The organism is Nonlabens sp. (genome assembly GCF_018401815.1).
In the GTDB taxonomy this organism is placed as follows: domain Bacteria; phylum Bacteroidota; class Bacteroidia; order Flavobacteriales; family Flavobacteriaceae; genus Nonlabens.
Genome location: NZ_JAGYKG010000002.1, coordinates 55,954 through 69,933, shown reverse-complemented (window position 1 = coordinate 69,933; position 13,980 = coordinate 55,954). Strand labels below are relative to the sequence as shown.

General features: G+C 40.6%; 9 protein-coding genes. 1 reads left to right on the top strand and 8 read right to left on the bottom strand.

The window, feature by feature from the left end:
- Nucleotides 1–4 precede the first annotated feature (4 nt).
- Complete coding sequence (locus tag KG732_RS04580; protein ID WP_213521306.1) at nucleotides 5–1,105, top strand: DUF4407 domain-containing protein; 1,101 nt, start codon at nucleotides 5–7, stop codon at nucleotides 1,103–1,105.
- Between the two features lie 846 nt (nucleotides 1,106–1,951).
- Here the strand turns inward: KG732_RS04580 and KG732_RS04575 are convergent.
- From KG732_RS04575 to arsS, 8 genes are all read right to left on the bottom strand, one after another.
- Nucleotides 1,952–2,980 (bottom strand): App1 family protein, encoded by a 1,029-nt coding sequence (locus tag KG732_RS04575; protein ID WP_213521305.1) that lies wholly within the window; start codon nucleotides 2,978–2,980, stop codon nucleotides 1,952–1,954.
- 65 nt (nucleotides 2,981–3,045) lie between these two features.
- The gene (locus KG732_RS04570) at nucleotides 3,046–3,216 is read right to left on the bottom strand and encodes a hypothetical protein (RefSeq protein WP_213521304.1); all 171 of its coding nucleotides are present in this window, start codon (nucleotides 3,214–3,216) and stop codon (nucleotides 3,046–3,048) included.
- Nucleotides 3,217–3,295: 79 nt separating this feature from the next.
- Nucleotides 3,296–4,120, bottom strand: coding sequence for a metallophosphoesterase family protein (locus tag KG732_RS04565; RefSeq protein WP_213521303.1), 825 nt, complete (start codon nucleotides 4,118–4,120; stop codon nucleotides 3,296–3,298).
- Entirely contained in the window at nucleotides 4,102–5,454 is a 1,353-nt protein-coding gene (locus KG732_RS04560) for a sodium:solute symporter (RefSeq protein ID WP_213521302.1), read from the bottom strand. The genes KG732_RS04565 and KG732_RS04560 overlap by 19 nt, the downstream gene beginning before the upstream one ends.
- A 216-nt stretch (nucleotides 5,455–5,670) precedes the next feature.
- Entirely contained in the window at nucleotides 5,671–7,122 is a 1,452-nt protein-coding gene (locus tag KG732_RS04555; protein WP_213521301.1) for a SusD/RagB family nutrient-binding outer membrane lipoprotein, read from the bottom strand.
- A 1,635-nt stretch (nucleotides 7,123–8,757) separates the two neighbouring features.
- Nucleotides 8,758–11,967, bottom strand: coding sequence for a SusC/RagA family TonB-linked outer membrane protein (locus KG732_RS04550; RefSeq protein ID WP_213521300.1), 3,210 nt, complete (start codon nucleotides 11,965–11,967; stop codon nucleotides 8,758–8,760).
- Nucleotides 11,968–12,018: 51 nt separating this feature from the next.
- A complete protein-coding gene (locus KG732_RS04545; RefSeq protein ID WP_300980317.1) occupies nucleotides 12,019–12,639 on the bottom strand; it encodes a DUF2064 domain-containing protein in 621 nt (206 codons plus the stop codon).
- A gap of 72 nt (nucleotides 12,640–12,711) precedes the next feature.
- Nucleotides 12,712–13,776, bottom strand: a complete 1,065-nt coding sequence (arsS, locus tag KG732_RS04540) for an arsenosugar biosynthesis radical SAM (seleno)protein ArsS (protein ID WP_213521299.1) — start codon at nucleotides 13,774–13,776, stop codon at nucleotides 12,712–12,714.
- Nucleotides 13,777–13,980 lie beyond the last annotated feature (204 nt).

The following is a 13,980-nucleotide window of genomic DNA, read 5'->3' as shown; positions in this document are numbered from 1 at the left end:
TCTTATGCAATCTTTTTTTATCTTTTGCAGCGGCGCTGATGCTCCAATGCTTGACGAGTGCAATGCTGGCGAGCGTAATAAGTATGCTGGAATAGGCGCCACCGTTTTCTTTACCGCATTAATGGCATTTTTTGCTGCGAGTTATGCCTTATATACCGTTTTTGACAACTACTGGATGGCTATTGCTTTTGGCCTTGTATGGGGATTATTGATCTTTAATCTGGATCGCTATATTGTTTCTACACTGAAGAAAAGCGATCGTAAAATCAACGAGTTTTGGCAAGCGCTCCCACGTATTGTTTTGGCAATTATTATTGCTGTGGTGATTTCAAAACCTTTGGAATTGAAGATTTTTGAAAAAGAGATCGATCAGGTGTTACTGGAAGAGAAAAATGCGATGACCTTAGAAAATCAAGAGCAAGTAGGTGCGTTATTTGCTGTTGAGGAGTCCGCTTTCGCGAAAGCGATACAAGAATTAAAATCTGAAATCAACACAAAAAAAGCCGAAGTAGACGCCCTGTACACCACCTACATTACAGAAGCTGAAGGAACATCGGGAACCAATAAATTAGGAAAAGGGCCTGTCTATAAAGAAAAACGAGAAAAACACGACGCCGCACTGGCCGATTTTAAAGAATTGACAAGCATTAATACGGAGAAAATAGCAGCCATAGAACTCCAACTAGCCGACTTAAAGACTCGTGAGACCACACAGCTTGCAGCATCCCAACCCATTATCGAAGATTTTGACGGATTGATGGCCCGCATTGAGGCATTGAACCAATTGCCTTTTATCACCTCATTCTTTATCTTCTTGCTCTTTCTAGCCATAGAGACCTCCCCTATAATTGCCAAATTAATAGCACCACGAGGAGCATATGATTACAAATTTGCAGAACGCGAGGACCGGATTCTATCTTGGGTCCTCCAGCAAAAACAACAGCAAAGCATACTCGTGCAAACCGACAAAGAGCTCAACAACCGAGTCTATAAAGACATCGCAGATGAGGACGAGCTCTACGCCTACAAAAAGAAAATAGCCAGAGACCTCCTACAAAAACAAGCCGATGCTTTTTACAACAAGCAAAAAGGGGTTTTGGGGTAAAGGATTTCAGATGAACGATTGAAGATTTTTGATTTTTCCGCTTCTTTCCCCAACCCTAAAGGGTGGAAGCTACTTCTATTCCATCGTCATGCCGCACTTGATGCAAAACCTGTTGGTCTCTTGTCATTCCGCACTTGATGCGCCATCTATTTGTTTCTTGTCATTCCGCTGCAGAGCGGAATCGGATGTTACTATCTCTATTTCTTCAACACCGCGACACCCATCTCACAAACACCACAACACCCATCCCAACCTTCCCTCGAGGGAAGGAGTTTTCGAGTTCGAGTTCGATTTGATTTTGATTTTGATTTTGATTTTAGTTTTGTTTTCCGCTTCTTTCCCCAACCCTAAAGGGTGGAAAGCTACTTCTATTCCATCGTCATTCCGCACTTGATGCGCAATCTGTTTGTTTCTTGTCATTCCGCTGCAGAGCGGAATCGGATGTTACTATCTCTATTTCTTCAACACCGCGACACCCATCTCACAAACACCACAACACCCATCCCAACCTTCCCTCAAGGGAAGGAGTTTTCAAGTTCGAGTTCGAGTTCAATTTCGAGTTCATTTTACCGCTTCTTTCCCCAACCCTAAAGGGTGGAAGCTACTTCTATTCCATCGTCATGCCGCACTTGATGAAAAACCTGTTGGTCTCTTGCCATTCCGCACTTAATGCGCCATCTATTTGTTTCTTGTCATTCCGCTGCAGAGCGGAATCGGATGTTACTATCTCTATTTCTTCAACACCGCGACACCCATCTCACAAACACCACAACACCCATCCCAACCTTCCCTCGAGGGAAGGAGTTTTCGAGTTCGAGGTCGAGTTCAAGTTCGAGTTCAATTTCTTTAAACGATCCACCCATTTTCTCTGGCATGAGCAACGGCTTCAGCCGACTCTTTAATAAGCAACATAGGGCAAATAGTAAAAGAATCTGCTATAGATTGTACACGTTTCATTTTCTTTTTGTGGTCTACAGACCTCAAATAAATAGCCATAATGCGCTCTGGAAATTGCTGTGCCACCTTTTTGTAATACACCACATCATGTTCACCACTATCCCCTATAAGTATAAACCTCATTTGTGGGTAATGTTTAAGAATATTGATGAGCTCATTCTCCTTATGTGGCGTTTTTAGTTTAGGCGTTCGATCCCATGGAGTAGGGAAATCTCGAAGCAAAATAGGACCTTTAGGAAAACCGTGAAAGTCTAGAAATTTCTCTAAATACTTATATAAATTCCAAGGACTATTGCTTAAATAGAACATGGGGTTTTGACCTTTAGAAGAAGGGCCGCAATGCAACAACTGGTAAAAGCTGGCAGCTCCATGTAAAGGCAGCCTGCGATCATAATTTTTAAAAAAAGTATTAAAGGCTACTCGTAATTTCAGAAAACTGGTCACACCTGTATGCATGATGGTGTCGTCTATATCGCTTATAACACCATAAGCCACATCTTTTAAGGGTACTAAAGTCTCTCCTATAAACCTGTTTACTTTCAGGCGCTTTTGTTGTTTTGCTTTGGCAAAAGCGGCATTATCCTCATCAAAACTTACTTTAACGGGCAAATAGCCTTCTTTATCAGTGAGCTCGTGCAAATCAAAATCAGTTTTAAGATCAAAGAGAAAATAGCCTTCGTGATCTGCTCTTACCTCAAATAATTTCCCGTTAGAAAGGCGAAGTTTTACATGAGCATTTCTAATCTCGTCTGTGGCAAAAGTACGCCAAGTGTTGCGCAAGGTTTGGTAAAGTGTTTGCTGCTCATAATGTTTTAAAGGCTGGTCTTCCAAGGCACGACCACGTATGTACAAGTGATTTCCAGCACTATACGTGCGATAAATATCAAGAATCCACGGATCGCGTTTAAAGATTGCCATAACGTGAAAATAATGGATTTTAACGAACTGTTTTCAGGAATCCATGTTAATAAATTTCTAGGTATTTAATCTTTAGACCGCATTTGCCTTAAGGCATACCAAATGGCCATTAAAAACAAAAAGCCAAACCATATAAAACTACGGTCCTGCTCGCCATCGGCTATTTTATAACCTATGATAGAAAGACTGATCATGCACATGGCGATCAGAAATTTATAAAACCATTTTGGGATCATGTGAATAGGTGATTAGGTGATTAGGTGGATAATAGAATTTGTGCTGTAGTAACACAACTTTATTTAAAAATTTATGATTTCAAAGAAAAACTTGTAACCCTTTCAACAACTTCTCCTCAGGTGGAAGAATCTCCATATTATCCCAGATACCAGTTTCTAAAGTTAGCGCATATTCTTGTGGGAGGTGGTGCTTCTTCATCTCCTCTATAGCAGTAAGGTAATCGTAAGACACTGGAATATGCTCGTATTCAAAACCATTTGCATCATCTAAAATCATGGCCCAAGTATCGCTATTTCCATCATTTGCCGGCATACCTATTACGCCTGGATTGAGCCAAAGGTGATCCTTTTGTTGATCTATAAATGGCAAACCACAGTGTCCTGCTATAATAACATCTGCCTCTAATGATGCTAGACTGGCTTGTTTTTCTTTCCAGTCGGTAGATTTAAATACTAATTGAGCAACCTGATCGTAGCTTCCATGAACCACGCCTATTTTTTTCCCAGCGTACTCCAATATGATATGATCTGGTAGGGACTTGAAAAAGTCTCTGGTGTTGGTGTGTAAGTTCGCTTTCGCGAAAGCGTACCAAATCTCACTAAATCCATCACAACGAGAGCCCGTGGTAAAATCACAACCACAGTCGTCTTCATCATCTCGCAATTGGATCTCTACATTCCCTAAAATACTGTGTACTCTCCATTTTTTAAACGTATCCAACGTCTCTTGCGGCTGTCCGCAATAACCGATGATATCACCCGTACAAATACAATTTTCTGGCGGAATACCCTTTTCTTGCGCAATTTGTATCAGACTGGAAAGCGCCTGTAAATTGCTGTAAATCCCTCCAAAAAGAAGCATTTTCCCCGATTTTTCACCTAAATCTATGATTTTTTTATCCATATTGGTATTAAGTATAATAGGAAACTCGTAAGTATTCCATAAACATTGATCCATAAAAGGGACGCATATTTTCCTGTGGTGAATAGCAAACTTTGTGGGAAGTATTCAAAAATGAGCAATCCGCCAAAAATCAACCCGCAAAATACGGACAAAAAATAACTGATTTGTGGCGCTTTCATTTTCCATAATATAAATACTGGGGTAAGTCCTATCACCATGGTGCCGCTTATAGTAGTAGCACTTAAAATCTCGGCATTTAAAAATACAGGGATGGTACCTAAAACAGCAATAAAAACCATCATGAGTCTACCAAATCTAACTGTTTTTCCCCATCTTAAATCCAGAGTCAGTAATTTTGAAAAACTAGAAAAGGTGCTGTCTAGCGTACTTGCCGCACTGGTAATCATTATAAAGTTGATGATCAGTAATAAAACAACGCCTAGTTTTTTAGCTACCTCAACAGCGGCTTGCCCTTTTAATCCTGCTTGTTGCGCGTATACCCCTACCAAACTAAAAAGAACAATACAAACACCTCCTAAAACAGCGGCCCATAAAAAGCTTTTACGAGTCACTTTAGGACTTGTAATAAATCCTCTGTCGGTCAATACCGGATCGTGAAAAGGATAACTAAAACTTTGTAAAATAGCGGCAAAAAACAAGTTCAACCCCAGTTCCATAGACCAAGTTCCAGAGCTGATCATTTCAGCAGCTTGTACCTCAGGCTCTGCAAAGATCACGGCTAGAATGATGATCAGTAACACAGAGAACAACACCATTTGAATCAGATCTGTAAAAATAGAACTGCTTAACCCTCCTTTTAACGCATAGGCAAGAGTCAATAATGTAAAAACTACAATAGCTGCATAATAAGCCGTACTTCCCATCTCGCCAAAATAGGTTCCGATCACCATCGTATTGGACCAGACTTCATTGAACAATCTGAAACTGATTAAAATAGAGAACAAACCAACAGCTCTTCTACCGTATTTATCGGTTAAAAAATGATGGATGCTCGTATAACCACCTTGAGTACGCAGCTGATAAATAATAACTCCAGCAACAGCAAAGGACAAATAATAACCTGCATAAGCCACCCCGCCTACAAGACCAAACTCTAATCCTAAATTTGCCGCATTGGTAATGCTTTTGGCAAATATCCAAGAGATGATCAAGCTTCCAGTAAGCATGACCATAGAAGGCTGCTTCCCTCGATGCTGCGCCTTAAAAAAAGTGGCTGCATCTTTAGCATAGGGCGACAGTATGAAAAAGATCACACTACTAGCAATGATGAGCAACCATTGTAAAGTTGCTATTTGGGTTAAAAATTCTAACATTCTGTTCGTTTAATTCTTGTCATTCCGCTCTTGATGCGCTATCTATTTGTTTCTTGTCATTCCGCTGCAGAGCGGAATCGGATGTTACTATCTCTATTTCTTCAACACCGCGACACCCATATCACAAACACCACAACACCCATCCCTACCTTCCCTCAAGGGAAGGGGTTTTACTCCTTTTTTCAAGTTCGAGTTCGAGTTCGAGTTCATCTTCACCTATTCATCCCACCATACTGGTACATTGATATCGTTGTCATTGGTAGCAGCTGCGGCGACATTATAATTATCGGCATTAAGAGATGCTTCCTCTGCAGGATAAGGCATTCTTACGGGAATCAGGTCGTTATTAAAACTGGCGGATACGGTTTTTAATGCTGGGAAACCGGTACGTCGGTACTCGATCCATCCTTCATAGCCATTGATCACACTAGCAATCCATTTTTGAGTGATGATTTGCTCTATAGGGTCGTTAGCGTTTGCTGCGTAAGCGGCATCAGTGGTTAAATAGTTTGCTGGCAGGGGCGTGTTCCAGTATTCGTAAGCTTGGGTCACTCCTGTTTCATAAAGCGTTTGCGCTGGAGCTGTGATCAATCCTTTTTCGGCAGCTTCAGCAAGAATAAAGTTGGTTTCCCATGCTGTCATATAATTGGCGTCTAAAATCCCTGTGTTTTCTCTAAAAATAGTTCCCGCAAGAGAGTAATCGGCTAAAGTTACTGAAGTAGAAGAAGCATCGATACCGTTTATTAGTCCATTAAAATCTTCCCCATTTGCATTGTTCCCTCTAGCTCTAAAAAGCACCTCAATACGTTGGTCGTTTAATGCTTCTAGCACTTCTTCCATGGTTTCGCTCATGACAAAGTTGTTAAAATCTCCAGCCCTCAATCGCGCCATACGAAAGTTGTTGGGCTCTGAATCCGAGAAATGAAATACCGCATTTTGACTGTTTGAACTGATGTAATTTTGGTGGTCATACAATGCCTGTAAACGTGCGCTCACATTCTCTTTTGCAGAGATGCGCATCAAGGCTTTAATCTTTAAACTATTTGCAAACCGCACCCATGCATCCAGATCTCCTTGGAATAACACATCTCCTTGGAGAGCAATAGAACTGCTGTAATTCTCAATGGCAGCGATTCCTTGATCTAGGTTATCTAGAATTCCACCTGGTTGTAAATAGATATCTTCTTGAAGATCGTATGCAGGCTCTACAATTCCTTCTAGTCCTCTGAAGGCTTCAGAATAAGGTACATCCCCAAAAATATCTGTCAATCCAGCAGTCATATAAGCTTTAAAGATCAAGGCTGGACCTTCATAAACGGCAAAGGCAGGTGTTGCTCTGGATTGATTGATGATGATCTGATTGTCTCTTAAATTTCTATAGAAAATAGGCCAAGGATTTCCACCCAATTGCGGACTTTTCAACGCATGTCTATCAAATAAGTTAAAGTCTAATGCGGTCATGTGCTGACTTAACAAGCTCCCTGCGACAAAACCTTCATAGGACATCTCTTCTCCGTAATTATAGATCACCTGTCGCAACAAAAGACCAGGCTGCACACTAACAGGAGCATTAGGATTGGTGTTGATTTCTTCAAAATCGTTGGTACAGGAACTAATTCCTATGGCGAATACAATAGATAGTATTGTAAATATTATTATTATTTTCATTTTGTAATTTTTATTTTCCGCTTCTTTCCCCAGCCCTAAAGGGTGGAAGCTATTCTTTTAATTGTCATTCCACACTTGATGCGGAATCTATTTGTTTCTTGTCATTCCGCTGCAGAGCGGAATCGGATGTTACTATCTCTATTTCTTCAACACCGCGACACCCATCTCACAAACATCCCAACACCCATCCCTACCTTCCCTCAAGGGAAGGGGTTTTCAAGTTCAAATTCGATTTGGTTTTGATTTTGATTTTGATTTTGATTTTAGTTTTATTTTTTTTTATTTACCACTTCTTTCCCCAGCCCTAAAGGGTGGAAGCTATTCTTTTAATTGTCATTCCACACTTGATGCGCCATCTATTTGTTTGTTGTCATTCCGCTGCAGAGCGGAATCGGATGTTACTATCTCTATTTCTTCAACACCGCGACACCCATCTCACAAACACCACAACACCCATCCCAACCTTCCCTAGAGGGAAGGGGTTTTCAAGTTCAAATTCGATTTGGTTTTGATTTTGATTTTGATTTTGATTTTAGTTTTATTTTTATTTTTATTTACCACTTCTTTCCCCAACCCTAAAGGGTGGAAGCTTGTTTTATTCAATCGTCATTCCGCTCTTGATGCGGAATCTGTTTGTTTCTTGTCATTCCGCTGCAGAGCGGAATCGGATGTTACTATCTCTATTTCTTCAACACCACAACACCCATCTCATCAAAACCGCAACACCCATCCCAGCCTTCCCTCAAGGGAAGGAGTTTTCAAGTTCAAATTCGATTTGGTTTTGATTTTGATTTTGATTTTAGTTTTATTTTTTTTATTTACCGCTTCTTTCCCCAGCCCTAAAGGGTGGAAGCTATTCTTTTAATTGTCATTCCGCTCTTGATGCGGAATCTGTTTGTTTCTTGTCATTCCGCTGCAGAGCGGAATCGGATGTTACTATCTCTATTTCTTCAACACCACAACACCCATCTCATCAAAACCGCAACACCCATCCCAGCCTTCCCTCAAGGGAAGGAGTTTCACTCCTTTTTTCAAGTTCAAGTTCAAGTTCGAATTCGAGTTCATTTTTATTTTACCGCTTCTTTCCCCAGCCCTAAAGGGTGGAAGCTATTCTTTTAATTGTCATTCCACACTTGATGCGGAATCTATTTGTTTCTTGTCATTCCGCTGCAGAGCAGAATCGGATGTTACTATCTCTATTTCTTCAACACCGCGACACCCATCTCACAAACACCACAACACCCATCCCAACCTTCCCTCAAGGGAAGGGGTTTTCAAGTTCAAATTCGATTTGGTTTTGATTTTGATTTTGATTTTGATTTTAGTTTTATTTTTTTTTATTTACCGCTTCTTTCCCCAGCCCTAAAGGGTGGAAGCTATTCTTTTAATCGTCATTCCGCACTTGATGCGCCATCTATTTGTTTCTTGTCATTCCGCTGCAGAGCGGAATCGGATGTTACTATCTCTATTTCTTCAACACCGCGACACCCATCTCACAAACATCCCAACACCCATCCCAACCTTCCCTAGAGGGAAGGAGTTTTCAAATTCGAATTCATTTTCGAGTTCAAGTTCGAGTTCGAATTTGAGTTCGAATTCGAGTTCGAGTTCGAGTTCAAGTTCAAATTCAAGTTCTCAAAACTGTATCCCGGCTTTAACCCCTATACTTCTTGTTGACGCATAGGACATATCTTCCACGCCGTTGATAAATCCTTGTCCTTGCACAGCCAGCTGCTCTGGATCAAAATGTGGAATCTCACTGAAAGCAAACAGGTTCCTACCTATCAATGAAACTCTCATTTGCGCTCCATCATCAAACAGTCCCAACGCCCCTTTATTCAGATCAAAACTATAACCTACGGAGAACTGACGTAATTTTAAATAACTCGCATCATACACATTATTCTCTTCGTGGTTGCGGTCGTAAAACTGGCGGTAATAGCTCTCTGCACTAACTGCGGTAGTATTTGAAACATAAGTAGGATTTGCTGAGCTTCCCGTATTGATCACACCGTTTGCAACGATTCCTCCATCTGGTCTGTAAGCTGTCTCAGCAAGCTGTCCCCCTACAGCTCCCAGAGCGAGCGTTCTTGAAACGATAATCCCTCCTTGCCTCCAGTCCAATAAGAAAGAAGCATCCCAATTTTTATAGGTAAATGAATTATTGAAACCCATGGTAAAATCGGCATTGTAGTTTCCTAATTTCCTCAAATCAGGATCGGCTATAAAACGTCCTTCTGATGTGAGTACAAAATCTCCATTTTCATTTCGCAAATAACCAGTTCCATAAAGATCTCCTATTCGGCCACCTTCTTCTACTTGATGCCATACGGTTTGGTCCTGACTGTCATATACTCTGGAATAAGCTAGTGTTAATCGTCCCTCGTCTTGAGGCAAGTCTTCTACGACAGCACGGTTAGTAGCAAAGTTGACGGTAGCACTCCACTCAAAATCAGTGGTTCTTATAGGAATGGCATTGAAGACCACTTCAAAACCTTTGTTTCTTACCGCACCTGCATTGACAACTTGCTGACTAAAGCCTGAAGCGATACCTATAGGTAATGAAAGAATTTGATCTTTAGTTAAGGCGTTGTAATAGGTAACATCTAGATGAAGGCGTTGTTTCAAAAACCTTATATCAAATCCCAGCTCCACACTTGATGTCAACTCTGGTCTTAAATTTTGATTGGGAATAAAGTCTTGATTGCTAAAAGTAGGTTGCGAGTTCACATTTGTTTGTGCAATAAAAGTTCCTTGAGTTTGGTATGGGTTGGTATCATTACCCACTTGCGCATAACTGGCTCTGATCTTGGCAAAGTCAATCGCATTAGGCAAATTCACTACATTGCTCAAAATAAAACTTGTAGAAACGGAAGGGTAGAAAAAGGATGTATTAGCAGCACTAAAAGGTGTCGCTAGTGCGCTGGACCAATCGTTACGAGCGGTTGCCTCTAGATAAAGGAAATTTTTATAGCCTGCTTTGGCAAAGACATATAAGCTATTGATACGCTTCTCACTTCTAAAGCCAAAACTCTCTATAGGACTGGCCGCATTATTCAAAGAAAAAATACCAGGTTGCGCCAGACTGGTGGTTTGCACTTGTGTGGTGGACCCGGTTTGTGATAATCGATTACCTCCTAAACTTGCATCAAAATTGATCGCTCCCAACTGCTTTTTATAGTTCAATAGGAAGTCGGTATTGATCTCTCTATAAAATACATCGTGCTCTGCATAGGCTCCGTTTCTAAACCTATTAGTAGAAAAATTACGGATCAACCTTCGTTTTTCATTACTGTAATCCATTCCTGTTCGTAGCGTTGCGGTTAGCTCTGGGGTTAGCTTTCGCGAAAGCGAGACATTTCCAAACAATCGATCACGACCAAAACTATTGCGGTTTTCCTGCAGTATAAAATACGGGTTATCAAAAAAGGTGTAATTAAAAGAATACTGCTGCACGCCTTCCAACCCTGGCTGCCAGTAATTTCTCAAATTGTCCATATTTAAAGATCGCGGACCCCAAGCGACCAGTGAATAATTTACATTTTCACTTCCATATCCGTTTGATGGACGGTTTCCAGAAGCACTATTGACATAGTTGACACTGGACCGGATTTTGGTTTTATCGTTAGGCGTAAAGTTCAATTTTGCAGCTACCGTTTGTCGATCCAAATCCACACCAGGAATGATGCTCTCACTGCGCAAATCGGTAAAGCTCAAACGGTAATTTCCAGTTTCAAAACCATCTGTAATCGCTATATTATTGATTGCTGTATAACCCGTATGGTAAAAATTCTTAAGGTTGTCAGGATTGCTGTTAAAAGGGGTCGCTGTAATGGGCAAACCACTGTATAAGGACGTATCTCCACCACGTACCGTCGATCCATCGGGTAAGGTCACCGGACTATCAAATTGGGGGATCAAAATTCCTTGATCCAGTCGTGGACCCCAAGAATAGCTGATGTTGTCGTTGACACCACCGCCTAGACCGTCTACATATTCAAACTGACCGCTGTTTCCTTGGCCGTATTCATTTTGAAATTCTGGTAATTGAAACGCACTATCCACAAAGAAGCTCGTGTTATAGGAAATACCCATTCCCCTAGTTCTACCTCCATTTTTAGTTTCTATAATGATCGCACCATTTGCTGCACGAGTTCCATAAAGAGCAGCAGCGGCTGGACCTTTAAGAACAGAAACACTTTCAATATCGTCTTGATTCACTTCTCCTGCACCATTTCCAAAATCGACTTCTTGAAAACCAGCTGCTGCCTCATTAGAAAAGTTGAAAACAGTATTGTTATTTATAGGGGTGCCATCCACAATAAACAGCGGATTGTTATTAGAAAAACTGGCTTCACCTCTTATGGTAATTTTTGAAGAAGATCCCACCCCTGTTGCACCAGGAGTTACTGTGATTCCAGCAATTTTACCTTGTAGATTATCGACCAGGTTGACTGATTTTACTTCTTGAATTTGTTCAGAACCTATCGTTTGAACTGCATATCCTAATTCTCGCTCTTTACGTTTAACCCCTAGTGCGGTAACAACTACAGCTTCTAGTTGATCTCCTTCTTCAAGAGTCAGGTTAATAATCACCTCATCTCCAACAGGAATTACAGCCGTTTGATACCCTATATAAGAACATACCAGTACGGCATCATTTGCAACTGTTAAGCTATAAAAACCATTAACATCTGTGGTAGTTCCGTTTGAAGTACCCCGCTCCGTCACATTTGCAAAAGCGATGGGATGGCCAGCAGTATCGCTAACTGTTCCCGTAATAGAAATTTGAGCTGCTCCTATACAACTGCATAGAAGTAGCATGAATAGAGTAATTCTCTTCATGTAAAAGTTTAAAAAAATGATTGAAATACCAGTAAAGGCTTAAGCTTTAGATCAAGCTGCCTTTGGGGATCCTTTGTTTAATGGCTTTGAAAAAAGAATATAAGATGCTGATTCTTTCAGGTGTTTGTAAGTATTCCGCTTTCGCGAAAGCCCTATTAAAAGCAGTCTTATAATCGCATCACGGGCATCTTTACCGGATAGGAAATCTTGCAAATCTTGCTCCGTGTCTATATCGGCTAGGGGTTCTAAAACGAGTACGTTTTGGTTTTGTGAAGCTTGGTAGTTGTGAAAAGCATGAGCCAAACCTGACGACTGCCAAGGCAATGCTCCGAAAGAAACTTCATCAAAACCATTTTTCTGCAACCCTATCAAATACAGGCCACCGTCAAGGGACATTCCGTTTACCGCTGTACCCTTTTTCAATGCTACTGCCGCATCTTGAATAAGTGAACGGGTCAACAAAGGGGTATCATTACCCAGACAGATCACCGACTCATATCCTTTATCAAAAACCTCTTGTATGGAATTGGAAAGTCGTTCTCCAAAATTTAAACCGTACTGCTCCTGTTCTGTAAAATGAAAATAATCAATACCAGTAGATTTCACGGTTTGCATCACTCGGGTATTCAACACCTCCATAACGCCACTATGATGAGCCAGTTTTTTATGCAACGCATCTGCCTTTGCAGTTTGTGCAAAGAGAAGAATGGCGGTATTTGAAACTTGTTTTTTGATACGTATATATTAAGCAACCACTCCTTGGCAACTGCTTCCTGCTCCAGCGGTACAGCCGTAACAGTGTTGCGAAATTTGAATGGTACGATCGTTTAATAAATCTTCATTATAATCCTTAATGTGTTGGATCTTGTTAGCAACTTTAAGGTCCAACATCTGATTGAAATCACAATCGTACAGCCAGCCATCCCATGAAATAGAAATGGTGTTTTTACACATCAGGTTTTCTACTGCTGCTGGATTATATGCTTCTACAAGAGCATACATATAATCTTCATAATTCTCGCTTGCCACTAAGTAGTCTAAGAAACGTGCGATCGGCAAATTGGTGATGGCAAAAAGGCTGTGGAACTGGATATCAAAATCTGCTAACAAAGCCGCTTTCATTTCCTTTTCCATACTTGCTTGATTTCCTGGCAAATAAGCCCCGTTAGGATTGTAAACTAAGTCGAGCTTTAAGTCGCTGCCTGGCATTCCGTAACCGCGTTCATTGAGTTCTTGTAATGCCTTTATGGACTTATCAAAAACACCATCACCACGTTGTTTGTCTGTTTTTCCTTTGGTCCAATGCGGCATGGAAGAAACCACGTGAATGTTATGCTTCTTAAAGAAATCTGGTAAGTCGTGGTATTTAGGATTTGCTCTTATGATCGTTAAATTAGAACGAACGATAAAGTCTTTGATTCCGGCATCTGCAGCTTGTTCAACAAACCATCTGAAATCTGGATTCATTTCTGGCGCCCCACCGGTAAGATCTAAGGTGTGGGCTCCTGTTGTTTTAACTACGTCTAGAATTAACCTCATCGTGTCTCTAGTCATGATCTCTTGACGATCTGGACCTGCATCCACATGGCAATGAGCGCAAACTTGATTGCACATATAACCCACATTTACTTGAAGAATTTCTAAGGTATTAGGTCGTAAAGGCAACTCGCCTATTTCTTTAATTTTTTTAGCAAAAAATGGCAACTCTCCGTTTGAAAATGGATCGCCATTGAGGATCTCCATTTGCTTATTGATATTTGCTAAATCACTTTCTCTCTTTTTTAAAGAGGTTTTGGTATTTACAGCCATGAATTATGGTGTCTTTTGTTTAATTATTATGAAATTCGTGTCAACCAAATTATAGGTCGACCATTCGTTTTGATATGGTTGTACATAAATAGTCAGAATTATTTAAAAAGCTGTCACAAAATCATTTTTACAACATTAGTTAAGGGAACATTTATAATTTTATGGGAACTATTTATAAGTCGACAGGTTATTTTGAGTGGTACA

Excerpts from the sequence above, each read along its gene's own strand:
- KG732_RS04555 (WP_213521301.1), bottom strand. The coding sequence starts at position 7,122 with ATGAAAATAATAATAATATTTACAATACTATCTATTGTATTCGCCATA.
- KG732_RS04560 (WP_213521302.1), bottom strand. The coding sequence starts at position 5,454 with ATGTTAGAATTTTTAACCCAAATAGCAACTTTACAATGGTTGCTCATC.
- KG732_RS04565 (WP_213521303.1), bottom strand. The coding sequence starts at position 4,120 with ATGGATAAAAAAATCATAGATTTAGGTGAAAAATCGGGGAAAATGCTT.
- KG732_RS04550 (WP_213521300.1), bottom strand. The coding sequence starts at position 11,967 with ATGAAGAGAATTACTCTATTCATGCTACTTCTATGCAGTTGTATAGGA.
- arsS (WP_213521299.1), bottom strand. The coding sequence starts at position 13,776 with ATGGCTGTAAATACCAAAACCTCTTTAAAAAAGAGAGAAAGTGATTTA.
- KG732_RS04580 (WP_213521306.1), top strand. The coding sequence starts at position 5 with ATGCAATCTTTTTTTATCTTTTGCAGCGGCGCTGATGCTCCAATGCTT.
- KG732_RS04575 (WP_213521305.1), bottom strand. The coding sequence starts at position 2,980 with ATGGCAATCTTTAAACGCGATCCGTGGATTCTTGATATTTATCGCACG.
- KG732_RS04570 (WP_213521304.1), bottom strand. The coding sequence starts at position 3,216 with ATGATCCCAAAATGGTTTTATAAATTTCTGATCGCCATGTGCATGATC.